Genomic DNA, 24,017 nt, shown 5'->3' with positions numbered 1-24,017 from the left:
CGAGCAGCCGCGGCACCACCGTCGCAGGGAGGGCTACTCGATCAGCAAAGGAGCGGCTGTCGCCGCGCTCTCCTTCTCGCGCCCGCGCATGCCGGTCGAGCAGCCGCGGTACGCGGCGTCTCGAGCGCGGAAGCCGCTTCGCGTCTCGGTGGTGAGGGAAAGGAGGCGGCTGCGCCGCGTCATGCTGGTCGAGTAGCCCCGCAGGGGCGTATCGAGACCCACCGTCGTCCGCGGTCAGCTCTGCAGACTCCCGTTCTGACGCTGGCGGATCTCGATACGCCCGCTCCGCGGGCTACTCGATCAGCAAGGGAGCGGCTGTCGCCGCGCTCTCCTCTCGTGCCCGTGCATGCCGTCGCTCTCCCTCGCCGCCGCGCTGCCCGTACATGTCGGTCGAGTAGCCGCGGCACGCGGCGTATCGAGACCCCACCCCTTCGATCCTTGACCGTTAGATACCTAACCATTAGAGTTCTGAGCATGCAGGAACCCCGCGACCGCCCCACCTCCGGACTCGAGCTCGTCCGCTGGCTCGCGTGGGCGCAGCGCAAGGCCGGCGAGGACTGGATCCGCGCGCGCGAGCTCAGCCACGAGCAGGCCTTCGTCCTCGGCTACCTCGCGCAGACGCCCGGCGTCATCCAGCGCGAGATCGCCGAGGTCAGCCGCACGAGCCCCGCGAGTGTCACGAGCCTCCTGCAGGGGCTCGAGCGCCGCGGCCTCGTCGAGCGCCGCACCGAGGGGGGCGACGACCGCCGCAAGCGCGTCTACGCGACTCCCGCGGGCGCCGAGCTCATCGCCGGGTTCGAGGAGGCCATGCTCGCCGCCGACGAGACCCTCCTCGCCCCCCTCGACCCCGAGGAGCGCGCCACCCTGCAGGCGCTCCTGACCAAGATCACCGCGGTCCTCCCGCCCCCCACCCGCTAGGCGATCGGGCGCTCAGCCCCGCCTCCTGCTCCGCCCCTCCGCGCGCGCCGCTCCCTCGCGCGCCTCCTCACCGCGCCCTCGCGGTGCCCCGACCGCGCCCTCCCTCCTCGCGCCGTGCCGGCGACCCTCGGCGCGCGCTCGACCCTGCCCGGAAGAAGCCCGCCCATGTCCAGCACCGACACCCCCAGCACCGACGACCCCCGCACCGACACGTCCATCACCCCCACCTCGCGCCCCGCCGCCCCCGGCTCCGACCGCTGGTACCTCTCCTCCGCCCCGATCGTCCGCGCCCTCGTGCACCTCTGCGTGCCGATGGCCGCCGCGATGATCGTCTCCGCCGTCTACAGCGTCATCAACGCCGGCGTCGTCGGCTCGCTGCACGACGCGACCCTGCTCGCCGCGATCACCCTCGGCTCCCCGCTGCTCGGGTTGGTGATGGCCGTCGGCGGAGTCTTCGGCGTCGGCGGCAGCGCGCTCATCTCGCGCCTGCTCGGCGCCTCCGAGCGCGACCCCGCGCAGGCCGGCGAGATCAAGCACGTCGCCTCCTTCGCGCTCTGGGGCTCGATCCTCACCGGCGCCGTCCTCGGCGGCGTCGGCCTGCTCCTGCTCGGTCCGCTGGTCGCGCTCCTCGGCGCCGACCCGACCACGGCGGCCGCGACCGGCGCCTTCACCGCGGTCACGCTCGCCTTCGTGCCGGTGCTCGCCGCCTCGTTCTGCCTCGAGCAGCTGGTGCGGGCGGAGGGTGCGGCCCGCCAGGTCATGATCGGCCTGCTGCTCTCGACCGTCGCGAACCTCGTCCTCGACGTCCTCTTCATCCTGGTGCTGCACCTCGGCGTCGCCGGGGCGGCGCTCGCCGTCGGCCTCGCGAACCTCCTCGTCGTCGGCTACTTCGCCCTCTGGCTGCAGCGCCGGAGCGAGCACATCGACCTCTCGCCGCGCTGGTTCACCCTGCGCGCGAGCGTGCTGAAGCCCGTCTTCGGCGTCGGTGCCGGCGAGCTGCTGCAGTCGGGCTTCCTGATCGTGACCGCGCTCGTGCTCAACAACCTCGCCGCGGCCTACGGCGACGGACCGCTCGCGGCCATGGGCGTCGCGGTCCGCATCGCCCAGGTCCCCGAGTTCCTGGTGATGGGCATCACCCTCGGCGTGCTGCCGCTGCTCGCCTACTCCTACGGCAAGGGCGACCGCGGGCGCCTGCGCTCGGCCGTCCGCGGCGCCGCCGTCGCGGTCGGGACGGTCACCGTGCTCGCGGCCGCCGCGCTCTGGCTGCTGCACGAGCCGGTGCTGGCGATCTTCGCCGACGACCCCGCCGTGCTGACCCTCGGCGCGATCGTGCTCGCGGCGCAGCTCGTGGCGATGATCGCGAACGGCTTCGCGGGGCTCCTGACCTCGCTGTTCCAGGCCACCGGCCGCGCGCTCGCGGCGACCACCATGTCGCTCACCCAGGGCGTCCTCTTCGTCCCGGTCGTGCTGCTCGGGAACCTCTGGTTCGGGCTCGGCGGCATCATTTGGGCGCTGACCGTCACCGAGGCGCTCGTCCTGGTCGCCGGCGCCGTGCTCTGGCTCGCCTCCCGCGGCGCCATCGACCGCGGCCTGGCCGAGGGCGACGACCAGCGCGCCGAGGCGGTCCTCGAGCAGGCCTGACGCTGTCCCGGAAGCGCAACCCCCCGCGCGCATCCGGGGCCGGGCCGGTCGAAATCGCGGCCCCCGTCCCTGATCGTCAGTAGTGTGCGGCCCATGCGCACTCTGTACCCCGAGATCGAGCCCTTCCACACCGGAATGCTCGACGTCGGCGACGGCCACGAGATCTACTGGGAGGCCTCGGGCAACCCCGAGGGCAAGCCCGTCGTCTTCCTGCACGGCGGACCGGGCGCCGGCGCCTCGGCCACCCACCGCCGCCTGTTCGACCCGGAGAAGTATCGGATCGTGCTCCTCGACCAGCGGATGTGCGGCCGCTCCACCCCGCACGCGAGCGAGCCGGACGCCGACCTCTCCACCAACACCACCTGGTACCTCGTCTCCGATCTCGAGAAGCTCCGCGAGCACCTCGACATCGAGCGCTGGCAGGTCTTCGGCGGCTCCTGGGGCTCCACGCTGGCCCTCGCCTACGCCGAGTCGCACCCCGAGCGCGTCACCGAGATCGTCCTCCGCGGCATCTTCACCCTGCGCCGGGCCGAGCTCGAGTGGTTCTACGAGGGCGGCGCCGCCGTGGTCTACCCGGACCTCTGGGAGGGCTACACCTCGGTGATCCCGGCGGGCACCCGCGGCAGCCTGATCGAGGCGTACTACCGGCTCCTGCACGACGCCGACCCGGCCGTGCACGGTCCGGCCGGCGTCGCCTGGACCACCTGGGAGTCCTCGACCATCACGCTCCTGCAGAAGCCGGAGATGATCGAGGCGTGGTCCGACCCCGCCTTCGCCCTGGCCTTCGCGCGGATCGAGAACCACTACTTCGTGCACAAGGGCTGGCTGGAGGAGGGACAGCTGATCCGCGACGTCGGCGTGCTGCGCGGCATCCCAACGGTCATCGTGCAGGGCCGCTACGACATGTGCACGCCCGCCTTCACCGCGTGGGACCTGCACAAGGCCTGGCCCGAGGCGGACTTCCACCTGATCCCGGACGCCGGCCACGCCTTCGACGAGCCGGGCATCCTCGACGCGCTGATCGAGGCGACCGACCGCTTCGCCTCCTGACCGTTCCTGCACGCCCGCCCCGCGCGGCCGGCGGGGCGGACTAGCCTGGGCGGATGCGCGCGGACGACGGCAACGGGATGGACGGCTGGCCGACCGGCCGCCTCCTCGCGACGGCGTCCCGGATGGTCGAGCACGCCTGGCACGGCGCGCTCGCCGAGATCGGCCTCACCCACGCGGGCCTGGTCGTGCTGCACCTGCTGCAGGCGGGGCCGGCCGCGCAGAAGGAGCTCGCCGCCTCCGCCCACGTCGAGGTGCAGACCATGTCCCGGACGATCGAGCGGCTCGAGCGCGAGGGGCACGTCTCCCGCGTGAGCGACCCCGCCGACCGCCGCCGGCAGCTGGTCTCCCTCACCGACAAGGGCCGCGAGGCCTGGCAGCGCGCCCACCGGCTCGAGGTCGACATGCTCCCGGGGACCCTCGACCACGGTCCGCTGCGCGAGGCGCTGCTCGACATCATCCGCGACGCCAGCGAGTCCCGCTGGGGCTGATCCGCCCGAGCCGCCGGGGCCGTCCGCAACCCCGGGCAGCGTGTCCTCGGTCGGCGCTAGTTTGACCGCATGACCTTCAACGACGACTCCCAGCTCAGCGGCGGCAAGGTCCGCCGGCGCGGCCGCACCACCGGCATCGCGGTCGGCGGCGGCGCCGTGGGCGTCGTCGTCCTCGCCCTGCTCTCGCAGCTGCTCGGGGTCGACCTGTCCGGGCTCGGCGGTCTCGTCGGCGGCGGCGGGTCCTCGTCGGAGCAGGTCACCAGCACGGCCGTCGACTGCGACAGCGGAGCCGACGCGAACACCGAGGTCGACTGCCGGCTCGAGGGCGCGGCGGAGTCGCTCGACCGCTATTGGGCCGGCGCGGCGGGCTCCGTGGGAGCGACCTACACGACGACCGGCGGCGTGATCGTCTTCGAGGACCAGACCAGCACCGGCTGCGGCAACGCGACCGCCGCGGTGGGCCCGTTCTACTGCCCGCCGGACCGGACGATCTACCTCGACACCGACTTCTTCGACGAGCTGCGCACCCGCTTCGACACCTCGGGCGGCTCGCTCGCGCAGATGTACATCCTGGCCCACGAGTGGGGCCACCACATCCAGAGCCTGACCGGCGCGATGGAGTCGGCCGACCGCAGCGGCACCGGCCCGGACTCCGACTCCGTGCGCCTCGAGCTGCAGGCCGACTGCTACGCCGGCGCCTGGGTGGGCGACGCCTCGACCGTCCCCGACGAGACCGGCACCCCCTACCTCAAGCCCGTGACGCAGGAGCAGTACCGCGACGCCCTGAGCGCCGCCGCGGCCGTCGGCGACGACCGCATCCAGGAGCAGGCCACCGGCACCGTCGACCCCGAGGGCTGGACCCACGGCTCCGCCGAGCAGCGCCAGCGCTGGTTCCAGGCCGGCTTCGACGCCGACGCCACCGCCTGCGACACCTTCGCCGTCGCGGGCTCCGCCCTCTGACCGCACCCCGGAGCGGCCCCGCGTTCATGTTGGTCGAGTAGCCCCGAAGGGGCGTATCGAGACCCACCGTCTCAGACACGGTGGATCTCGATACGGCCGCTCCGCGCCCTACTCGATCAGCAAGCAGCGCGAAGCGCCCCCTGCATGCTGGTCGAGTAGCCGCGCAGCGGCGTATCGAGACCCCGCCCCCTCAGCTCACCGAGTCGCTCGGCTCCTCCATGTACCACTCCGTGAAGGAGCACGCCCGCCCGTCCTCCGCGAAGCGGATCACCCACAGATTCAGATACGTCCGGTCCGACGGGTAGATGGTCCGCGCCTCCACCACCGCCGTCGTCTCCGTCAGCGCGACCAGCCCCCACGCGAACGTCGGGTCGTCCGGCTCGCTCTCCGCCACCCACCACTCCACGATCGCGTCGCGCGGCGTGATCGCCTCCGCGTACGGCGACGTGAAGTACTCCGCGTCCTCGGTGAAAAGCGCCGCGACATCCGCGGGGTCGTCCGTCGCCCAGGCCTTCTCGTAGCCGGCGATCCAGCTCTCGATCTCGATCATGCGCCCATCCTCGTCCCGCCCGCCGTGACCCGGTAGGGCCGGACAGGGCGATCGGGAAGGTTTCCGAGCATCGGTCGGTTCGGCTCAGAGGCCCGGCGATGCAAAGCTGAGCAATACGACCCGCCCCGCAGGACGCCGCACTCCCGGCGCCCCGCTCCCGCACGCCGCCGACACGAAGGACCGCAGTGCCCGACTCTGACAGACGCTCGCTCACCCGCTCGCCCAGCCCGCGCCTGATCACCGCCGTCCTCGCCTTCGCGGGGATGAGCGCCTCGTTCATGCAGACGCTGGTCGTCCCGATCCAGTCGGAGCTGCCCACCCTGCTCGGTGCCGACCGGAGCGAGACCGCCTGGGTGATCACCGCGACGCTGCTCAGCGCCTGCATCCTCACCCCGGTCTCCGGCCGTCTCGGCGACCTCTACGGCAAGCGCCGGATGGCCCTCGCCGCCCTCGTCGTCCTCGTGATCGGCTCGATCGTCTGCGCCTTCGCGGACGACGTCTGGACCCTGGTCGTCGGCCGCGCGCTCCAGGGCGCGGTGATGGGAGTGATCCCGCTCGGCATCTCGATCCTCCGCGACACCCTGCACCGCGACCGCCTGCCCGGTGCGATCGCCCTGGTCAGTGCGACGCTCGGCATCGGCGGCGCGCTCGGCCTGCCGCTCAGCGCCCTGGTCGCCGAGAACCTCGACTGGCACGTGCTGTTCTGGATGTCCGCCGGACTCGGCGTCCTCGACATCGTCCTCGTGCTCCTCGTCATCCCGGTCTCGACGCTGCGCTCGCCGGGCCGCTTCGACATCGTCGGCACCGTCGGCCTCGCGATCGGCCTCAGCGGCATCCTGATCGCCGTCTCCCGCGGCAACGACGCGGGCTGGACGAGCCCCGCCATCCTCGGCTCCGGGCTCGGCGGCGTCGCGGTCCTGCTGATCTGGGGCTGGTACGAGCTGCGCCAGGAGAGCCCGCTCGTCGACCTCCGGGTCGCCGCCCGCCCCGCGGTGCTGTTCACGAACCTCGCCTCGGTGGCTGTCGGCTTCGCCTTCTTCGGCGCGCAGATCACCCTGCCGCAGCGCCTCGAGCTGCCCGCCGCGTCGGGCGTCGGCTTCGGCCTCAGCCTGATCGTGGCGAGCCTGGTCCTCGCGCCCTCGGGTCTGGCGATGATGGCGACCTCGCCGCTCGCCGCCCGCCTCTCGGCGCAGTCCGGACCGCGTCTGGTGCTGGTCTCGGGAGCCGCACTGATCGCCGTGTCCTACCTGCTGATCCTCCCGTTCGGCGCGGAGGTCTGGCAGATCCTCGTGATCAACGCGCTGATCGGCGTCGGCCTCGGCCTCGCCTACGCCGCGATGCCGACCCTGATCATGCACGCGGTGCCCGCCTCCGAGACCGCGGCGGCGAACGGCCTGAACTCGCTGATGCGCACCCTCGGCACGACGCTCTCCTCCGCGGTGACGGCCGCGGTGCTGGCCCAGCTGACCGTCTCGGTCGGCGCCGTCGACCTGCCCAGCTCGGAGGCGTTCCAGACCACGTTCGTCATCGGCGCGATCGGCGCCGTGGTGGCCGTGGTGCTCGGGCTGCTGATCCCGAAGGTCTCGCGTCCGGAGGCGCACCCGGCGCTGCCCTGACCGCCGCGTCGGCTCCGGAGCGGCGGTCACTCCTCGTCGAGGAGCAGCCGCTCGATCTGCAGCTCGCGCAGCCGCGCGGTCGTCAGCTGGTTCTCGCGCGCGGCGATCACCAGCCGGCAGAGCAGCACGGCGAGCACGATCACGATCACGACGACGGCGATGGCGGCGACGATGTACAGGATCCCGAAGACGTTCAGAGCGGAGAACATCCTCCGACGCTACCCAGCGGGGATCGGGCGGGTCGTCCCCCGTGGGGCGGAAGCACGACTCCTCGGAACCCCGATGGCGCTTCACACCCGGGCCCGAGGTGCCCGCGCGTAGGGTGACTCCCCGTGGAACCCCGATCTCCCGACTCCGCGGCGCCCGCCGTCCCCCCGCTGAGCGACGAGGTCGCCCAGGCGCTCGACGCCGGCACCGTCGCCGAGATCCGCGCCCTCCGCGACGACTTCGCGCGGTTCATGCTGCAGTACAAGTTCGGCATGGACGAGATCGTCACGAAGGTGACGATCCTGCAGGAGGAGTTCCGCGAGATGCGGGAGTACAACCCGATCGAGCACGTGTCGAGCCGGCTGAAGTCCGCCGACAGCCTGATCGAGAAGATCGAGCGCAAGGGCTGCGGCACCTCGTTCGAGGGCATCGCCGACGCGATCACCGACATCGCGGGAGTCCGGATCACCTGCAGCTTCGTCTCGGACGTCTACCGCGTCTTCGACATGCTCACCTCGCAGGCCGACGTCCGCGTCCTCGAGGTGAAGGACTACATCGCCACCCCGAAGGAGAACGGCTACAAGAGCCTGCACGCGATCATCGAGGTGCCGGTGTTCCTCTCCGGCGGCTCGGTCGACGTCTGCGTCGAGGTCCAGTTCCGCACCATCGCGATGGACTTCTGGGCGAGCCTCGAGCACAAGATCTACTACAAGTACGACCGCCAGGTCCCGCAGCAGCTGCTCGACGGCCTGTCCGACGCCGCGCGCACCGCCGCCACCCTCGACGCCGACATGGAGCGCCTGCACCGCCAGGTCCGCGGCGAGCTCCCCCTCGACCCGATCCTCCGCATCGTCGACGTCTGACACGCGGCGCCGTTCGGCCCCGCTCCGCGGGCTGTCCCCCTGCCGATCGAGCAGCCCGGATCGGGGGCTCGCTCCATGCTGATCGAGTAGCCCGCTCCGCGGGCGTATCGAGATCCACCGTCCCCGACACGTCGGGTCTCGATACGCCGCTCCGCGGCTACTCGACCAGCATGCATGGACGAGCCGGCGGTGCCGCCTCATGCTGATCGAGTAGCCCGCGCAGCGGGCGTATCGAGATCCCTGTCGCCGGAACTACCCCAGCGCCGTCACCAGCACCAGCAGCAGCACCGCGGTCCCGTTGAGCGTCGCGTGCGACACGATCGCCGCGCCGAGCCGCCCGGTCACGGTCGAGATCCAGCCGTGCGCGAGCCCGGCGATCACCGTCGTCGTCCCGAGCGTGACGACCGTCGCCGGGTTCACCATCTGGTGCCCGTGCAGCAGCGCGAAGACCAGCGTCGACGCGATCACGCTGAACACCGCCGCCCAGACGCGGCGCCCTCGGGTCGGCGCCGGAGCGTCGCCCTTCGTCCGCAGCATCCGGTTGCGCACCGCCCGCATCACGACTCCGCGGCAGAGGATCTCCTCGACGATCGGCGCGACCAGCACCGGGATCATCACGGAGCTGAGCACGAACCACAGCGGATCGGGGTCGAGCTCGAGGTTGCTCTCCGCCCCCTGCAGCAGCGGCGAGAACACGATGAGCACCGCGACGATCGCCAGGCGCACGCCGATCCCGATCCCGATGCCGATCGGCACGTCGATCCAGCGGAACCGCAGCCCGTAGTCCGCCGCGAGCGACCCCAGCCCGCGCAGCTTCGACGCGGCGAACGGGATGACGAGCGCGACCAGGTAGCTGGCGAACGACCCCGCGAACACGAGCCCGGGGGAGTAGGGCAGCACCCCGAAGCCGAACAGCAGGATCAGCAGCGCGAGCGGAAGAACGATCCCGGCGATCGTCAGCGCCGCCGTCGGCAGCCCCCACCGCACCCGCGGATCGGGCAGATAGAGGAGAGAGGAGTACGGCGCGTCGACCGACGGCTGCGGCTCGGGCGGCGGCGCCCACGCGAAGGCGGGCCCGCCGGGCTGCGGCACGGCGATGGGAAGCTGCTCTGGGGCGACGGTCGACGGATCGGGCGGCGGAAAGGCGGCGGGATTCATGGCCCGCCCAGGCTACGCAGCCCAGCTGAGCGCCCGGAGCGCACCTCCGGCTCGCAGAATCACGTCCGGCTCGCCGGATCGAGCCGTTCTCACGAGCCGAGGCCGATTCGACGAGCCGAGCAGCTGCTCTCGAGCTCTGCTGCGCGAAACTCGTCGTACTCCTGCGTCGAGCACGACGACTTCTGCGGAGTGGGGCGCGTGCTGATCGGTCGGGCGCCGGAACGACCGGTTAACGGAAGAAACCCCCGCCATGTAGAAGCTAGGCGAGGGTTTCCGTGGCTCCGACGGGCGTCGATCCCGTGACCTCACGATTTTCAGTCGTGCGCTCTACCAACTGAGCTACAGAGCCGTGCAGACGGAGATGCTCGAGAGCATCGATGCCGCGAGGAGACGAACGCGTCGTCTCCTGGAAAAGGCCCTTCCTCTCGGAAGGGCCTCTCTGCGACCCTGACGGGACTTGAACCCGCGACCTCCGCCGTGACAGGGCGGCACGCTAACCAGCTGCGCTACAGGGCCTCGTTGCGAAGACAAGCATACTGCCTTCGAGGCTGTTCGATTTTCACGTCCCGGCCGTCTCCGGCCGTTCTGCGGTGATGTTCCTTCTTGCGGTGGTAACCCTCATCCGTGACCCCAACGGGATTCGAACCCGTGCTGCCGCCGTGAAAGGGCGGTGTCCTAGGCCACTAAACGATGGGGCCGGAAGCTCGCCGGGGCGACCCTGCGGCCGACCCACCATGACTACCGACACGCAAGCATAGGGACAGCCGGGCCGATATGCAAAATCGGCCCCCGTGAGGCGCCGGGCCCGGGTTCGGACGGCGTCCGTCGAAGCGCGCCTGTGCCCCTGACGGGCGACGCCGATCTCTAGGCGTACGGGAGGGGCTTGACTAGTGTGGGTCGGAATCGTCACTTCCTCGCGCCGGAGCCGCACCGCCGCCGGGGGAGTACTCCGTCTCCAGCACCGAGGTCCCATGATCCACTCCCCGCGCCGCAACCGCCCCGCACGCCGCTCCGGCGCGCCGCGGATCGGCCGACTCCGCGGCACGGCACTCGTCTCGGCCGCGGTGGCCCTGGTCGCGGGCCTGCTGGTCGCCACTCCCGCCCAGGCGGTCGAGTACCCCAGCTGGGCCGACGTCGAGGCGGCGAAGGGCAACACCCAGGCGGCGGCCGCGCAGGTGGACAGCATCCTCTCGCTGATCGACGGCCTGCAGAGCGAGGTCGCGGCGGCGCAGCAGGTCGCTCAGCAGCGCGGCGACGAGTACTTCGCGGCGCAGGACGCCTTCGACAAGGCGTCGGACGAGGCGAGCGAGCTCGAGGCGAAGGCCACCGCCAGTGCCGACGAGGCCGACGCCGCGACGCAGCAGGCGGGCCTCCTGGCCGCTCAGCTCTACCGCACCACCGGCACCGATCTCTCGGTCAACATCTTCCTCGACGGCGAGGGCGGCAAGGCGGACGACCTCCTCGGCCGCATCGGCAACATGACCAAGCTCGTCGAGCGCTCCAACGCCATCTACGAGCAGGCCAGCACCACGAAGAACACCGCCGAGTCGCTCGGCGCCCAGGCGAAGGTCGCGGAGGCCGCGCGGGAGGAGCTCCGCGTCGCCGCCGAGTCGAAGCTCGCCGAGGCCACGGCGGCGCAGGCCGCGTCGGAGGCCGCGCTCACCGAGCAGCAGAACCAGAGCGTCGTCCTCGAGCAGCAGCTCGCCGCCCTCCGCGACACCGAGTCGACGACCGTCGCCGAGTACGAGGCCGGCGTCGCCGCCCGCGAGGCCGAGCGCCTGCAGCGGCTCGCCGACGAGGAGGCCGCCCGCCAGGCGCAGGCCGAGATCGCCCGTCAGCAGGCCGCGGCGGCCCGTGATGCGGCAGCGGCAGCGGCCCCCGCCCGCGGGTCCTCCGGCGGCGGCTACAGCGCTCCGGCCGCTCCCTCGCCCGGCGGCGGCTCCACCGCGGTCAGCGACTCCGGCTGGGTGCGCCCCGCGTCGGGCCGGATCACCGGCACCTTCGGGCCGCGCGGCAGCCTCTCCACCGGCGGCGGCTCGACCAGCTCCTACCACCGCGGCACCGACATCGCCGGCGGCTGCGGCATCCCGATCTTCGCCGCCCACAGCGGGACGGTGACCTACGCCGGCTGGTTCGGCACCTACGGCAACTGGATCGAGATCAGCAACGGCGACGGCATCAGCACCGGCTACGCGCACATCATGCCCGGCGGCATCTACGTCAGCGTCGGCCAGCGGGTCGAGGCGGGCCAGCAGATCGCCGCCGTCGGCACCACCGGCGCCTCCACCGGCTGCCACCTGCACTACGAGACCCGCGTCAACGGCACCGCCGTGGACGCTCAGCCCTTCATGGCCGCACGAGGAGTCACACTTGGTTGACGCGCAGAAGACCGCCCGCAGCTTCACCCCCGCCCCGCGTGAGCGGGCCTGGAAGGGGCGTCTTCCGCTGGCGGTCTCGGCCGCCTTCGCGGTGACCGCGGTCACGGCCTCGCTCGGGATGGTTCCCGCCCAGGCGGACGACCCGTCGTACCCGTCGTGGGACGACGTGCAGAACGCGAAGACCGACGAGGCGAGCAAGCAGGCGGAGATCGACTCGATCACCGCGCTGATCGGCGGTCTACAGACCTCGGTCGACGACGCGTCGCTCGTCGCGATGAAGAAGGCCGAGTCCTGGCGCCAGGCCCAGGAGGCGCTCGACGCCGCGGCCGCCGCCGTCACCGAGCTCGAGGACCGCGCGAACGAGGCGTCCTCGAAGGCGCACACCTCGCAGATGCGGGCCGGCCTCCTCGCCGCGCACCTCTCCCGCTCCGCCGGCGGCGATCTCTCGATGAGCCTCGTCGCGAAGGGCCAGGACGCCGGCGATCTGCTCTACCAGCTGGGCGCCATGTCGCAGCTGTCCGAGCAGTCGCAGCGCGTCTACTCCGACGCCCTCGCCGACAAGCAGAACGCGGAGTCGCTCGCCGAGCAGGCCGATGTGGCCGTCGTCGAGCACCAGAAGCTCTCCGACGCCGCGGACGAGGCGCGCACGAGCGCCGACGCCGCCGCCGCGTCCGCCCGCAGCGCCCTCGCGGCGCAGGAGGCGAAGTCGGAGGAGCTCATCGCGCAGCTCGCGCTGCTCAAGGACTCCACCGTCGAGATCGAGACCGCGTTCCTCGCCGGCGAGCAGGAGCGCAAGGCCGCCGCGGCCGCCGCTGCCGCCGCGGCGAAGGCCGAGGCCGATGCCGCCGCCGCCCGGCCGGCCGCGCAGCCCCAGTCGTTCGGATCCTCGTCCTCGGGCTCCCGCCCCGCCGCGCCGGCCGCGAACCAGCCCGCGGCGCCGGCCGCGAACCAGCCCGTCGTCGAGCAGCCCGCCGTCCAGCCCGCCCCGCAGGGTCCGGCCGCACCGGCGGCTCCCGCTCCCGCTCCCGCTCCCGCCCCGGTCCCGGCGCCCGCCGCCCCGCCGCCCGCTCCGGCTCCGGTGGAGAACCCCGCCCCGCAGCAGAACCAGGTCGAGACCGCGATCTCCTACGCGATGGCGCAGCTCGGCGAGCGCTACGTCCTCGGCGGCATGGGCCCGGACGTCTGGGACTGCTCCGGACTCACCAAGCAGTCGTACGCGAGCGCCGGCGAGTACATCGGCACCCACTCCGCGACGAACCAGTACAACACCATGGCGAGCGAGGGCAAGCTCGTCCCCTACAGCCAGCGCCAGCGAGGCGACCTGCTCTTCTGGTCGGACTCGCCCGGCGACTACTACCACGTGGCGATCTACCTCGGCGACGGCCAGATGATCGAGGCGCCGAACCCGAACTCGCCGGTGCGCGTGCACTCGATCTGGGGCACCCCGACCGGCATGGTCGGCCGCCCGACGGCGTAGCACCGCCCCAACAGCGCCGCCCGAAGACACGAGAACCCGCCCCCTCGAGGCGCCGGCAGCAGCCGGTCGACTCGACGGGGCGGGTTCCGTCGGTCACGGACCCGTGAGGGTCAGTGGCCCTCTTCGGCCAGCTTCTTGATGCCGTCCTGGACGATCTGCTCGGCCTCGGCCGCGTCGCCCCAGGCCTCGACCTTGACCCACTTGTTGGGCTCGAGGTCCTTGTAGCGCTCGAAGAAGTGCTTGATCTCGTTCTTGGTCTGCTCCGGGACGTCAGCGATGTCCTGGATGTGCTGCCAGCGCGGGTCCTTGGCGGGGACCACGATCACCTTGGCGTCGGAGCCGGCCTCGTCGCTCATGTTGAGCACGCCGACCGGGCGGACGGAGACGCCCACGCCCGGGAAGACGGGGTACTCGAGCAGCACCAGCGCGTCGACGGGGTCGCCGTCGAGGCCGAGGGTGTTCTCGAAGTAGCCGTAGTCCGTCGGGTAGACGAAGGAGGTGAAGAGCACGCGGTCGAGGTAGACGCGACCGGTCTCGTGGTCGACCTCGTACTTGTTGCGGCTGCCCTTGGGGATCTCTACGACGACGTCGTATGCGGCCATGTTCGCTCCTTGAGTCGGTGGCGCCGCGGGCGGCGCATCGGCGGGTCGGACCGGCTCCGGGAGCGCGTGCGGACGCGCGCGCTCGCAGGCCGGATCGCTGGCCTAACGTTACTTGATGTGCCCGATCGCCCCCGCCTGACTCCCGCCGTCGCCGACATCCGGCGCGCGGTGCGCGCGAGCCTCGACGAGCTCGAGCCCGGCGCCCTGGTGCTCGTCGCCCTGAGCGGGGGAGCCGACTCGCTGGCCCTCGCGGCCGCGGTCGCCTTCGAGGCCGAGCGCGGCGGTCGGCGGGCCGGCGCGGTGATCGTCGACCACGGGCTGCAGGACGGATCGGCGGAGGTCGCGCGACGCGCGGCGCAGCAGGCGCACGCCCTCGGTCTCGCCCCCGTGCTGCGCGAGGTCGTGTCGGTGCTGCCGGACGGAGACGGTCCGGAGGCGGCGGCCCGCACGGCCCGCTACCGCGCCTTCGACGACGCGGTCGAGGCGACGGGTGCCGCGGCGGTCCTCCTCGCCCACACGCTCGACGACCAGGCCGAGACGGTGCTCCTCGGGCTGGCCCGGGGCGCGGGCGCCGCGAGCCTGCACGGCATGGCGGCCGTGAGCGGGGTGCTGCGGCGTCCCCTGCTCGGGATCCGGCGCACGAGCACCCGTGCGGCCTGCGCCGACGCGGGCCTGGAGCCGTGGCACGACCCGCACAACGACGATCCGCGCTACACCCGCGTCCGCGTCCGCCGCTCGGTGCTGCCGGTGCTCGAGGACGAGCTCGGCCCCGGAGTCGCCGAGGCGCTCGCCCGCACGGCCGACCAGCTCCGCGAGGACGGCGACGCGCTCGACGCGATGGCGCTCGACTGGGCGCTCGAGCTCGTCGGCCAGAACGACGACGGCCACGTCACGGTCGATGCGCGCGGCCTCGCCGCCGACCCGCCGGCGCTCCGCCAGCGCATCATCCGCCTCGTCGTGCAGAACGAGTTCGGCGTCGCCCTCTCCCGCGCGCAGACCCTCGCCGTCGCCGCCCTCGTCACCGACTGGCACGGCCAGAAGGGCGTCGACCTCCCCGGCGTCCGCGCGACCCGAGAGGGCCCCACTCTCGTCTTCGCCCCCGTGTGATCTCCCCGCCGCGAGATGCCACTTGTGCACGCGACACGCCGTGAAAGGCGTGCACAAGTGGCATCTCGCGGAGGGGAGCACGGTGCCCCCGCCCGTAGAGTGGCCGGGTGGAAGCAGCCGACATCGCCGACGACATCACCGAGGTCCTCTTCACCGAGGCCGAGATCCACGAGCGGATCCGCGACCTGGCCCGCGCCATCGAGCGCGACTACGCCGGCGAGAACCTGCTCATCGTGGGGGTGCTCCGCGGCGCCGTCATGGTGATGGCGGACCTCGCCCGCGAGCTCAAGCTCGACATCGTGATGGACTGGATGGCCGTCTCCTCCTACGGCAGCAGCACGAAGTCCTCCGGCGTGGTGCGGATCCTCAAGGACCTCGACACCGACATCACCGACCGCAAGGTCCTCATCGTCGAGGACATCATCGACTCCGGCCTCACGCTCTCCTGGCTGCAGGGCAACCTGCGCAGCCGCGGCGCCGAGTCGGTCGAGATCTGCGCGCTCTTCCGCAAGCCCCGCGCCGCCAAGGTCGAGGTCGACGTCGCCTACGTGGGCTTCGACATCCCGAACGACTTCGTCATCGGCTACGGCCTCGACTACGCCGAGCGCTACCGCAACCTCCGCGATGTCGCGATCCTCGCTCCCCACGTCTACGCCTGACCGGCCCGGGGCCGACGCCCGCGCGGACGCCGCGCAGTCGAGCCTCGAGCGGCTCTTCGCGGTGCCGGTCCTCGGCTACCACATGAGCTATCCGACGTCGTTGCGCGCCGATCTCGAGTTCAACTACTGGTGGCTCGCGCACGCGATCGACGCCGCGGTCGACGCGTTCGAGCGCACCGGAGACACCGAGCACCTCGAGCGCGCCGCGCGGATCCACCGCGCCGTCCGGCTCCGCAACGGCGGCCGGCTGGTCAACGGCTACTTCGACGACATGATGTGGCTCGGCGGCGCGCTCGCCCGCCTCGGCGAGGCGACAGGGGAGGGGCGCTGGCTCGACCGCGCCGACCGGCTCTGGCGCTTCGCGGTCGAGCGCGGCTGGAACCTCCGGCACGGCGCGAGCCTCGCTTGGCGCCGTCGGCAGCTCGACTACAAGAACGCGCCGGCGAACGGGCCGTTCGCGATCCTCGGTGCGCGGCTCGAGCGGATCCGTCCGGACGGCCGCGAGGAGCTGGCCCGCACCGCGTTCGACTGGCTGCACGTGCGGCTGCGCGACGACGACACCGGCTTCGTCGCCGACGGCATCGGCCGCGAGGGCGGCTCGGCCCGCGACGACTGGGCGTTCAGCTACAACCACGGTGTCTACATCGGCGCGGCGCTGGCGCTGCACCGCCTGCGTCCGGATGCGCGGCTGCTCGCGCACGCCTCCCGGACCGCGGACGACCTGCTCACGCGCCTCGCTCCCGACGGCGTGTTCATCGACCAGGGCGCGGGCGACGGCGCGCTCTTCGGAGGGATCGCCTACCGGCACCTGGTCGATCTCGCGACGGCGGAGGGGGTCGATGCCCGGTCCGCCGCGCGGATCCGCGGTTTCGTCACCGGCAGTGTCGACGCCCTCTGGCGCTCGAGCGAGCGCGGCGGTGTGCTGCTCGCCGGCCCGCGCTGGGACGCCCCGCCGACCCTGCCCGCGACCCTCTCGGCCGAGCTCGGGGCGGTCCTCGCGTCGGAGGCGGCGGCGACCCTCGAGCGGCGCACGGTGCGGGACGCTGCGCGCGGCACAGCAGACTGAGAGCGTGAGAGCCCCTTCCGCGAGATCCACGGCACCGCGACCCGTGGTCGCCGTCGTCATCAACCCGAGCAAGTTCGACGACGTCGGCGCCGCGCAGGACGTGGTCGCCACGGTCGCCCGCCGCGCCGGCTGGCGCGAGCCGCTCTGGTTCGAGACCAGCGTCGACGACTCCGGAGCCGGAGCCGCGCGGGCCGCGCTGGAGTCGGGCGCCGACCTCGTCTGCGCGATGGGCGGCGACGGCACCGTTCGCGCGGTCGCCTCGGTGCTGCGCGGCACCTCCGTCCCGTACGGCCTGCTGCCCAGCGGCACCGGCAACCTGCTCGCCCGCAACCTCGGCATCCCGCTCGGCTCGCTCGCCGATGCGGTCGAGATCGCGCTGCTCGGGCAGGACCGGGCGATCGACGTCGGGACGGCGACCTTCGACGACGGCGAGGAGCGCGTCTTCATGGTGATGGGCGGCGTGGGCCTGGACGCCGAGATCATGGACAAGACCGATGACGAGCTGAAGAAGCGCGTGGGCTGGGGCGCCTACGTCGCGGCGGGCGCCGAGGTGATGTTCAAGGCCGGCTTCGAGGTGACGCTGACGATCGATGGGAAGCCGGAGCCGCCGACCCGCACCCTGATGGTGCTGGCCTGCAACTGCAGTTCGGTCGTGGCGAACATCGAGCTCGCCGCCGGCGCGGTGCTCGACGACGGGGACCTCGAGCTGGTGCTGCTGCGCCGCCGCTTCGGCCTCGCCCTCGACGTGGCGACGGGCAACCGCAACGGTCTGGCGTCCCTGCACCAGTGGCCCGGGCGCGAGTTCTCCTTCGAGCTCGACCAGCCCGTGCTCGCCGAGCTCGACGGCGACCCGATCGGCCGGACCACGAGCGGCCGCTTCAGCGTCGACCCCGGCGCACTGCTGGTCCGCCTGCCCGTGCCGACGCCGAAGAGCCCCGGCCTGACCCCGCACGGGGCCCTCGTGATCGACACCACCGAGATCGCGGCGATCCTCGCCGACGAGCCCGACGGAGCGTGAGACCCGACCGCTGGCCACGGTGGATCTACTTGGAAGAGACGCCCGCACGCATGCTGGTCGAGTAGCCCCGCAGGGGCGTATCGAGACCCGCCGTCATCAGCAGGGAGGGCTGCAGACTCGACTTCTGGCAACGGCGGATCTCGATACGCCCGCTGCGCGGGCTACTCGATCAACAAGGAACGGGCGAGCTGCTGTGTCTCCCCATGCTGGTCGAGTAGCCCCGGAGGGGCGTATCGAGACCCCGCGTCGTCAGCAATGGAGAGATGCCTTCCCCCGGCTCCTTTACGGATGTAATGTAAATTACGAACGTAAAGGAGGCGACATGACCGACCCCCGCCTCGCCCGCTCCCGCGAGCAGCTGATCGCCGCGATCACCGCCGCGCTCGACCACCCGGGCGACGACCAGCCGTCGATCACCGAGCTCTGCACCGCCGCCCGCGTCAGCCGGCCGACCTTCTACCAGCACTTCGGCGACGTCCCCTCGCTGGTCGAGGCCGCCGCGCTCGAGCGGATGCACGCGCTGTTCGCCGAGGTCGTGCCGCCCTCGCCGCAGGACGTCTGGGAGACCGCGGTGCCCCGTGTCGTGCGCGGCCTGCTCTCGGGACTCCTCGAGCACGCCGACTTCTACCGCCGCGCGCTGAGCGGAGGCACCGCCCGCTCCGTCCAGGAATCGGTCGTCGCCTTCCTCGCGCAGCGGCTGCTCACCTTCTCGCCCCTGGCCGCGCAGGAGGCGGGGGACCGCGCCCGAGTGGAGCGCTTCGCTGTCTTCCTCGCCGCCGGGACCGTCTGGCTCGTCGTCGGCTGGCTGCTCGACGGCGACGACCGCCGTTCCGCCGCCGCCGCCTCGGCCGAGATCGCCGAGCTCCTCGTCACCGGAGTCGCGACGCCGCGGCTCACCACCCTCGTCACCGACTCCTCGAAGTAGAAGGACCATGCCCGCCTCCGCCGCCCGCCGCTCACCCCGGCTCCTCCACCGTCTGCGCTCGGTCTCCCCGCGCCTCGTCGTCGTCTTCTCCGCCATCGCGCTCATCCCGCTGATCTACGCGGGACTGCTGACCTCGGCGAACCTCGACCCGACCCACCACCTCGACACCGTCCCCGCGGCGATCGTGAACGAGGACACCGGCGCGACCGCCTCCGACGGCTCGGCCCTGGCGCTCGGCGACGCGCTGACCGACGAGCTGACGTCGAGCACCTCCGCCTCGAACTTCGACTGGACGCGGACCGACGCCGACGAGGCCGCGAGCGAGCTCGCCTCCGGCGCCGTCTACGCGGTGCTGACCGTTCCCGCCGGCTTCTCGGCCGACGTCGCCTCGGTCGGCGGAGACGACCCGTCGGCGGCGACCGCGGCCCGGCTGACGATCGCGACGAACGACGGCGCCAACCTGATCGTCGGCAACATCGCCGCGACGATCGGCAGCACCGTCACCCAGACCCTCGAGAAGCAGGTCGGCGAGAGCTACCTGAAGAACGTCTACGTCGGCTTCACGGACGTCCACGACAGCCTCGAGCAGGCCGCCGACGGCGCGACGCAGCTCGCCGACGGCGCGGACACCGCGTCGAGCGGCTCGGACGAGCTCGTCGTCGGCCTGGAGCAGCTGCAGGACGGCACGGCGCAGCTCTCGACCGGGGCGGACTCGCTCCGCTCCGGCGCCGACTCCGCCGCGGACGGCGCGGCGACCCTCTCCTCCGGGCTGCAGCAGCTGGCCGACGGGACGGCCGCGCTGCCGTCGTCCGCCGCCGCGCTGAACACCGGCGCGCAGTCGGTCGCCTCGGGCGCCCGGACCCTCGACGGCGGAGCATCGGACCTGGCGACCGGAGCGGCGAGCCTCGCCACCGGCACCGCCGCTCTGTCCGCAGGGGCGGCGACGGCCGCGACCGGCGCGCAGTCCCTCGCCGAGGGCGCGTCCTCCGTCTCCGACGGCGCGACGGCGGCGCTCGCCGGAGCCGGGACGCTGCGCGACGGCTCGGCGGCGCTCGCCGCGAGCACTCCTGCCCTGGCCGCGGGAGCGGCGACGGTCGACGGCGGTCTCCAGTCGCTGATCGCGGGCTACAGCACCCTCACGGACCCCGAGCGGATCGCGCTCCTCACGCAGCTGGAGACCGGGGCCGCCGGCGTCTCGGCCGGTGCGACCGCCGCGGACCAGGGCGCGCAGACCCTCGCCGCCGGGTCGTCGGCGCTCGTCGGCGACTCCTCCGGCGGGCTGACCGCGCTCGCCGCGGGCGCCACCTCCGTGTCCTCCGGGGCCGCCGATCTCACGACCGGCGTGCAGTCGCTCGCCACCGGAGCCGCGACGGCCGACTCCGGCGCGCAGTCGCTCAGCGCCGGCGCGCAGTCCCTCGCGACCGGCGCCGTGTCCCTCGACTCCGGAGCGGCGCAGGTCGCCGCCGGCACCGGCACTCTCGCCGGCAGCGTCGGCCCGCTGACGAGCGGCCTCGACTCCGCCGCGAGCGGGGCCGGCGCGCTCGCCTCGGGCACCGCCTCCCTCGCCTCCGGTTCCGACGCCCTCGCCACGGGGGCGGCCGGAGCGGCGCAGGGCTCCGCGGACGCCGCGACCGGCGCCGGCGGCCTCGCCTCGGGCCTCGACTCCCTCGCCTCCGGCTCCGAGACGCTGTCCGGGAAGCTGGCCGACGGAGCCGCCGACGTACCCTCCTACACGGCGGATCAGGCCGACGCGCTCAGCGCCGTCGCCGCGGCCCCCGTCGCGCTCGACACCGAGCGCCTGAACCGCGTGCCCGAGTACGGCTCCGGCCTCGCGCCCTACTTCATGGCCCTCGCGCTCTGGGTCGGCGCCCTCGCCTTCTACCTGATGAGCGCGCCGCTGAGCGAGCGCCTGCTCGCCGCCCGCCGGCCCGCGTGCGTGATCGCGCTGCGCAGCTACCTCCCCGGTGCGCTGATGGCCGTGGCGCAGGGAGTCCTCGCCGCGCTGGTGATCCGCTTCGGCGTCGGCGTCGAGATGGCGCAGCTCCCCGCGCTGATGGGGATCGCGGTGCTCACCAGCCTGACCTTCGTCGCGATCAACCAGGCGCTGATCGCCCTGCTCGACGCGCCTGGCCGCTTCCTCGCGCTGCTGCTGATCGTGCTCCAGCTCTCCTCGGCCGGCGGCACCTATCCGATCGAGACGGCGCCCGCCTTCTTCCAGGTCCTGCACGGCGTGCTGCCGCTGACTTACACGGTCGAGGCGTTCCGCTCCCTGATCGCCGGCGGCAGCATCGGCGTCGCGAACGCCGTGCTGGTGCTCTCGCTCTGGCTGCTCGGCGCCCTCGCCGTCACCGTGCTGGCCGCCGCCCGCCGCCGCCGCGGCCTGACCCCGGCCCTGCGCGACCCGGAGCCCCTCCTCGAGACGGCGTGACCGGAGCGGCCCAGCTGGGCGACCGGGCACGCCTCATGCTGGTCGAGTAGCCCCGCAGGGGCGTATCGAGACCCGCCACCACCAGCAGGGCGGGTCTGCAGGCTCGGCTTCTGACGGTGGTGGATCTCGATACACCCGCTGCGCGGGCTACTCGATCAGCATGAAGAGGCCGCCCCGCGCCCAGCCGACGCTTCCTCCGCCCAGGGCGAACGCGTGGCGTCCGCTCAGAGAGCGGGAGGTAGCCTGACACTCACATTTCCTCGTCAGAAAGGTGCCGGGCCTGCGCCCGCAACATTCATGAACGTCAAGCGCATCTTCCGGGGTCCCATTCTCTACGTCGTCCTCGCGATCGTGGCGGTCTGGATCGGGTCCTCGCTGATCACGATGTCGGGCTTCCGGCAGATCAGCACGCAGGAGGGGCTCCAGCTCCTCTCGGACGGCAAGGTCGACTCCGCGAAGATCGTCGACGGCGAGCAGCGCGTCGACCTGACCCTCGCGCAGGACGACGGCGACAACGGCAAGCAGGTGCAGTTCTACTACGTGGCACCGCGCGGCGCCGAGGTCGTGGACGCGGTCACCACCGCGGCCCCCTCGGACGGCTACGACGACGAGGTCCCGCAGACCAACTGGTTCCTCTCCGCGCTCGGCTTCCTCCTCCCGATCCTCCTGATCGGCGCGTTCTTCTGGCTGATGCTCTCGGGCATGCAGGGCGGCGGCAACCGCGTCATGCAGTTCGGCAAGTCGAAGGCGAAGCTGGTCTCGAAGGAGTCGCCCAAGGTCACCTTCGGCGACGTCGCCGGCGCCGACGAGGCGATCGAGGAGTTGCACGAGATCAAGGAGTTCCTCAAGGAGCCGGCCAAGTTCCAGGCCGTCGGCGCGCGGATCCCCAAGGGCGTCCTGCTCTACGGCCCTCCCGGCACCGGCAAGACCCTGCTGGCCCGCGCGGTCGCGGGTGAGGCGGGCGTCCCCTTCTACTCGATCTCCGGTTCCGACTTCGTCGAGATGTTCGTCGGTGTCGGTGCGAGCCGCGTGCGCGACCTGTTCCAGCAGGCCAAGGAGAACTCGCCGGCCATCATCTTCGTCGACGAGATCGACGCCGTCGGCCGCCACCGTGGCGCCGGCATGGGCGGCGGACACGACGAGCGCGAGCAGACCCTCAACCAGCTCCTGGTCGAGATGGACGGCTTCGACGTGAAGACCAACGTCATCCTGATCGCGGCGACCAACCGCCCGGACATCCTCGACCCAGCGCTGCTGCGCCCAGGCCGCTTCGACCGCCAGATCGGCGTCGACGCCCCCGACATGCTCGGCCGCAAGAAGATCCTCGAGGTGCACGGCCGCGGCAAGCCGCTCGCCGACGGCGTCGACCTCGAGGTCGTCGCCCGCAAGACCCCGGGCTTCACCGGCGCCGACCTGGCGAACGTCCTCAACGAGGCCGCACTGCTCACCGCCCGCTCCAACGCGCAGCTGATCGACAACCGCGCGCTCGACGAGGCGATCGACCGCGTCATCGCCGGTCCGCAGCGCCGCACGCGCGTCATGCGCGACAAGGAGAAGCTGATCACCGCCTACCACGAGGGCGGTCACGCCCTCGCTGCGGCGGCGATGCGCCACACCGACCCGGTCACCAAGGTCACGATCCTGCCGCGCGGCCGTGCCCTCGGCTACACGATGGTGCTGCCGCTGGAGGACAAGTACTCCACGACCCGCAACGAGCTGCTCGACCAGCTGGCCTACGCCATGGGCGGCCGCGTCGCGGAGGAGATCGTCTTCCACGACCCGACCACCGGCGCCTCGAACGACATCGAGAAGGCGACCTCGATCGCCCGCAAGATGGTCACCGAGTTCGGCATGTCCTCGACCGTCGGCGCCGTGAAGCTCGGTTCCTCCTCGGGCGAGATGTTCCTCGGCCGCGACATGGGTCACCAGCGCGACTACTCCGAGCAGATCGCCGAGCGGGTCGACCTCGAGACCCGGCAGCTGATCGAGCAGGCGCACGACGAGGCCTGGCAGGTCATCAACGCCAACCGCGACATCCTCGACCGCCTGGCGGCCGACCTCCTCGAGAAGGAGACGCTCGACCACGACCAGCTGGCCGAGATCTTCAAGGACGTCCGCAAGATCGACGAGCGCCCGCAGTGGCTCTCGAGCGACAAGCGCCCGCTGTCCGACCTCCCGCCGATCCCGATGCCGCCGGCCAAGGCGCCGATCGACGCCGGAGCCACCGACGGCGCTGTCGTCTCGGAGAGCTCCGAGCCGGTCGCGCAGCGGCCGCCGCTGATCAACCCGCGCCCGACGACGGCGTAGCAGCACCGTGCCGGTCGACAGGGCGCGCATCGAGGCCGCCGTGGCCGAGCTCCTCGCGGCCATCGGGGAGGACCCGGGCCGCGAGGGGCTCGCGACGACCCCGCAGCGCTTCGCCGACTCCTACGAGGAGTTCTTCGGCGAGTTCGACCTCGATCCCGCCTCGCACCTCGCCGAGACCTTCGCGGTCGTCGAGGAGGGCGAGCAGCCGCCGGCGACGCAGACCGTGGTCGTCCGCGATCTCGCGTTCCGCTCGGTCTGCGAGCACCACCTGCTGCCCTTCGCCGGCGTCGCGCACATCGCCTACCGCGCCGGCGAGCGGGTCGTCGGCCTCGGCAAGCTCCCGCGGGTCGTCGAGACCGTCGCCTCGCGGCCGCAGCTGCAGGAGCGCCTCACCGAGCAGATCGCGGACGTGCTCGACGCGGGCCTCTCGCCCGAGGGCGTGCTGGTCGTCGTCGACGCCGAGCACGGCTGCGTCCGGATGCGCGGAGCGCGCCAGACCGCGAGCTCGACCGTCACCGTCGCCGCGCGCGGCACGCTCGCCGACCCCGCCGCGCGCGCCGAGATCATCGCGCTGATCGGCGCCGCGCGGGAGGCCTGAC

General features: G+C 72.5%; 21 protein-coding genes and 3 tRNA genes. 17 read left to right on the top strand and 7 right to left on the bottom strand.

All coding sequences use genetic code 11. The features are described from left to right. The first annotated feature begins 474 nt into the window (after nt 1-474). The 5 genes from HQQ86_RS11730 to HQQ86_RS11710 all read left to right on the top strand — a co-directional run bounded on the left by HQQ86_RS11730 (nt 475) and on the right by HQQ86_RS11710 (nt 5,057). The gene (locus tag HQQ86_RS11730) at nt 475-918 is read left to right on the top strand and encodes a MarR family winged helix-turn-helix transcriptional regulator (RefSeq protein WP_123446820.1); all 444 of its coding nucleotides are present in this window, start codon (nt 475-477) and stop codon (nt 916-918) included. A gap of 165 nt (nt 919-1,083) precedes the next feature. Next, on the top strand, nt 1,084-2,559 hold the full coding sequence (locus HQQ86_RS11725; RefSeq protein ID WP_173288233.1) for an MATE family efflux transporter: 1,476 nt from the start codon (nt 1,084-1,086) through the stop codon (nt 2,557-2,559). A gap of 93 nt (nt 2,560-2,652) precedes the next feature. Further along, on the top strand, nt 2,653-3,609 hold the full coding sequence (gene pip / locus HQQ86_RS11720; protein ID WP_173288232.1) for a prolyl aminopeptidase: 957 nt from the start codon (nt 2,653-2,655) through the stop codon (nt 3,607-3,609). A gap of 53 nt (nt 3,610-3,662) precedes the next feature. Beyond that, the gene (locus HQQ86_RS11715) at nt 3,663-4,097 is read left to right on the top strand and encodes a MarR family winged helix-turn-helix transcriptional regulator (RefSeq protein ID WP_173288231.1); all 435 of its coding nucleotides are present in this window, start codon (nt 3,663-3,665) and stop codon (nt 4,095-4,097) included. A 69-nt stretch (nt 4,098-4,166) separates the two neighbouring features. Then, nucleotides 4,167-5,057 carry a neutral zinc metallopeptidase gene (locus HQQ86_RS11710; RefSeq protein WP_173288230.1) on the top strand — a complete coding sequence of 297 codons (891 nt, stop codon included), beginning with the start codon at nt 4,167-4,169 and terminating at the stop codon, nt 5,055-5,057. A 190-nt stretch (nt 5,058-5,247) separates the two neighbouring features. On the opposite strand, the gene HQQ86_RS11705 is transcribed toward HQQ86_RS11710, so the two are convergent. Beyond that, entirely contained in the window at nt 5,248-5,607 is a 360-nt protein-coding gene (locus HQQ86_RS11705; RefSeq protein ID WP_173288229.1) for a nuclear transport factor 2 family protein, read from the bottom strand. A 185-nt stretch (nt 5,608-5,792) separates the two neighbouring features. On the opposite strand from HQQ86_RS11705, the gene HQQ86_RS11700 reads away from it, so the two are divergent. Continuing rightward, the gene (locus HQQ86_RS11700) at nt 5,793-7,223 is read left to right on the top strand and encodes an MFS transporter (protein WP_367948628.1); all 1,431 of its coding nucleotides are present in this window, start codon (nt 5,793-5,795) and stop codon (nt 7,221-7,223) included. Nucleotides 7,224-7,249: 26 nt separating this feature from the next. Here HQQ86_RS11700 and HQQ86_RS11695 read toward each other — a convergent pair whose 3' ends face one another. Beyond that, entirely contained in the window at nt 7,250-7,432 is a 183-nt protein-coding gene (locus tag HQQ86_RS11695) for a hypothetical protein (protein ID WP_173288227.1), read from the bottom strand. Between the two features lie 249 nt (nt 7,433-7,681). Between HQQ86_RS11695 and HQQ86_RS11690 the strand changes: the two genes are divergently transcribed. Further along, nucleotides 7,682-8,293: a GTP pyrophosphokinase family protein gene (locus HQQ86_RS11690; RefSeq protein ID WP_173288785.1), complete on the top strand. Its 612-nt coding sequence runs from the start codon at nt 7,682-7,684 to the stop codon at nt 8,291-8,293. A gap of 252 nt (nt 8,294-8,545) precedes the next feature. Here the strand turns inward: HQQ86_RS11690 and HQQ86_RS11685 are convergent, their stop codons facing one another. From HQQ86_RS11685 to HQQ86_RS11670, 4 genes are all read right to left on the bottom strand, one after another. After that, nucleotides 8,546-9,451, bottom strand: a complete 906-nt coding sequence (locus HQQ86_RS11685; RefSeq protein ID WP_173288226.1) for a CPBP family intramembrane glutamic endopeptidase — start codon at nt 9,449-9,451, stop codon at nt 8,546-8,548. Nucleotides 9,452-9,727: 276 nt separating this feature from the next. After that, a tRNA-Phe gene (locus HQQ86_RS11680) sits at nt 9,728-9,800 on the bottom strand. Nucleotides 9,801-9,893: 93 nt separating this feature from the next. Then, a tRNA-Asp gene (locus tag HQQ86_RS11675) sits at nt 9,894-9,967 on the bottom strand. A gap of 109 nt (nt 9,968-10,076) precedes the next feature. Continuing rightward, nucleotides 10,077-10,149 (bottom strand) — tRNA-Glu (locus HQQ86_RS11670). 273 nt (nt 10,150-10,422) lie between these two features. Here HQQ86_RS11670 and HQQ86_RS11665 point away from each other — a divergent pair. Further along, nucleotides 10,423-11,829: a M23 family metallopeptidase gene (locus tag HQQ86_RS11665; protein ID WP_216845326.1), complete on the top strand. Its 1,407-nt coding sequence runs from the start codon at nt 10,423-10,425 to the stop codon at nt 11,827-11,829. Continuing rightward, nucleotides 11,822-13,306: an NlpC/P60 family protein gene (locus HQQ86_RS11660; protein ID WP_254071992.1), complete on the top strand. Its 1,485-nt coding sequence runs from the start codon at nt 11,822-11,824 to the stop codon at nt 13,304-13,306. Before HQQ86_RS11665 ends, HQQ86_RS11660 begins: the two co-directional genes overlap by 8 nt. A 110-nt stretch (nt 13,307-13,416) precedes the next feature. Here the strand turns inward: HQQ86_RS11660 and ppa are convergent, their stop codons facing one another. Then, a complete protein-coding gene (ppa, locus tag HQQ86_RS11655) occupies nt 13,417-13,908 on the bottom strand; it encodes an inorganic diphosphatase (RefSeq protein ID WP_160090870.1) in 492 nt (163 codons plus the stop codon). A 117-nt stretch (nt 13,909-14,025) separates the two neighbouring features. Here ppa and tilS point away from each other — a divergent pair, with 117 nt between their 5' ends. The 8 genes from tilS to folE all read left to right on the top strand — a co-directional run bounded on the left by tilS (nt 14,026) and on the right by folE (nt 24,016). Next, nucleotides 14,026-15,015, top strand: a complete 990-nt coding sequence (gene tilS, locus HQQ86_RS11650; RefSeq protein ID WP_173288225.1) for a tRNA lysidine(34) synthetase TilS — start codon at nt 14,026-14,028, stop codon at nt 15,013-15,015. 107 nt (nt 15,016-15,122) lie between these two features. Beyond that, nucleotides 15,123-15,674, top strand: coding sequence for a hypoxanthine phosphoribosyltransferase (gene hpt, locus HQQ86_RS11645; RefSeq protein ID WP_123446809.1), 552 nt, complete (start codon nt 15,123-15,125; stop codon nt 15,672-15,674). Next, nucleotides 15,640-16,740, top strand: coding sequence for a glycoside hydrolase family 76 protein (locus HQQ86_RS11640; protein ID WP_173288224.1), 1,101 nt, complete (start codon nt 15,640-15,642; stop codon nt 16,738-16,740). The genes hpt and HQQ86_RS11640 overlap by 35 nt, the downstream gene beginning before the upstream one ends. Before the next feature lie 4 nt (nt 16,741-16,744). Then, nucleotides 16,745-17,758 carry a diacylglycerol kinase family protein gene (locus HQQ86_RS11635; RefSeq protein WP_173288223.1) on the top strand — a complete coding sequence of 338 codons (1,014 nt, stop codon included), beginning with the start codon at nt 16,745-16,747 and terminating at the stop codon, nt 17,756-17,758. Nucleotides 17,759-18,080: 322 nt separating this feature from the next. Next, complete coding sequence (locus tag HQQ86_RS11630) at nt 18,081-18,683, top strand: TetR/AcrR family transcriptional regulator (RefSeq protein ID WP_173288222.1); 603 nt, start codon at nt 18,081-18,083, stop codon at nt 18,681-18,683. A gap of 7 nt (nt 18,684-18,690) precedes the next feature. Beyond that, complete coding sequence (locus tag HQQ86_RS11625) at nt 18,691-21,111, top strand: YhgE/Pip domain-containing protein (RefSeq protein WP_173288221.1); 2,421 nt, start codon at nt 18,691-18,693, stop codon at nt 21,109-21,111. Between the two features lie 297 nt (nt 21,112-21,408). Further along, a complete protein-coding gene (gene ftsH / locus HQQ86_RS11620; protein ID WP_173288220.1) occupies nt 21,409-23,418 on the top strand; it encodes an ATP-dependent zinc metalloprotease FtsH in 2,010 nt (669 codons plus the stop codon). Nucleotides 23,419-23,425: 7 nt separating this feature from the next. Beyond that, entirely contained in the window at nt 23,426-24,016 is a 591-nt protein-coding gene (gene folE / locus HQQ86_RS11615) for a GTP cyclohydrolase I (RefSeq protein WP_173288219.1), read from the top strand. Nucleotide 24,017 lies beyond the last annotated feature (1 nt).

The organism is Rathayibacter sp. VKM Ac-2857 (assembly GCF_013205025.1).
Taxonomy (GTDB): Bacteria; Actinomycetota; Actinomycetes; order Actinomycetales; family Microbacteriaceae; genus Rathayibacter.
This window is presented reverse-complemented; position numbering and strand designations above follow the sequence as displayed.

Bases quoted from the DNA above. Each gene is read 5' to 3' on its own strand.
- ppa (WP_160090870.1), bottom strand. From the start codon at position 13,908: ATGGCCGCATACGACGTCGTCGTAGAGATCCCCAAGGGCAGCCGCAAC.
- HQQ86_RS11685 (WP_173288226.1), bottom strand. From the start codon at position 9,451: ATGAATCCCGCCGCCTTTCCGCCGCCCGATCCGTCGACCGTCGCCCCA.
- HQQ86_RS11695 (WP_173288227.1), bottom strand. From the start codon at position 7,432: ATGTTCTCCGCTCTGAACGTCTTCGGGATCCTGTACATCGTCGCCGCC.
- pip (WP_173288232.1), top strand. From the start codon at position 2,653: ATGCGCACTCTGTACCCCGAGATCGAGCCCTTCCACACCGGAATGCTC.
- HQQ86_RS11690 (WP_173288785.1), top strand. From the start codon at position 7,682: ATGCTGCAGTACAAGTTCGGCATGGACGAGATCGTCACGAAGGTGACG.
- HQQ86_RS11705 (WP_173288229.1), bottom strand. From the start codon at position 5,607: ATGATCGAGATCGAGAGCTGGATCGCCGGCTACGAGAAGGCCTGGGCG.
- HQQ86_RS11730 (WP_123446820.1), top strand. From the start codon at position 475: ATGCAGGAACCCCGCGACCGCCCCACCTCCGGACTCGAGCTCGTCCGC.
- HQQ86_RS11725 (WP_173288233.1), top strand. From the start codon at position 1,084: ATGTCCAGCACCGACACCCCCAGCACCGACGACCCCCGCACCGACACG.
- HQQ86_RS11665 (WP_216845326.1), top strand. From the start codon at position 10,423: ATGATCCACTCCCCGCGCCGCAACCGCCCCGCACGCCGCTCCGGCGCG.
- HQQ86_RS11630 (WP_173288222.1), top strand. From the start codon at position 18,081: ATGACCGACCCCCGCCTCGCCCGCTCCCGCGAGCAGCTGATCGCCGCG.
- HQQ86_RS11625 (WP_173288221.1), top strand. From the start codon at position 18,691: ATGCCCGCCTCCGCCGCCCGCCGCTCACCCCGGCTCCTCCACCGTCTG.
- HQQ86_RS11640 (WP_173288224.1), top strand. From the start codon at position 15,640: ATGTCGCGATCCTCGCTCCCCACGTCTACGCCTGACCGGCCCGGGGCC.
- HQQ86_RS11710 (WP_173288230.1), top strand. From the start codon at position 4,167: ATGACCTTCAACGACGACTCCCAGCTCAGCGGCGGCAAGGTCCGCCGG.
- ftsH (WP_173288220.1), top strand. From the start codon at position 21,409: ATGAACGTCAAGCGCATCTTCCGGGGTCCCATTCTCTACGTCGTCCTC.
- HQQ86_RS11715 (WP_173288231.1), top strand. From the start codon at position 3,663: ATGCGCGCGGACGACGGCAACGGGATGGACGGCTGGCCGACCGGCCGC.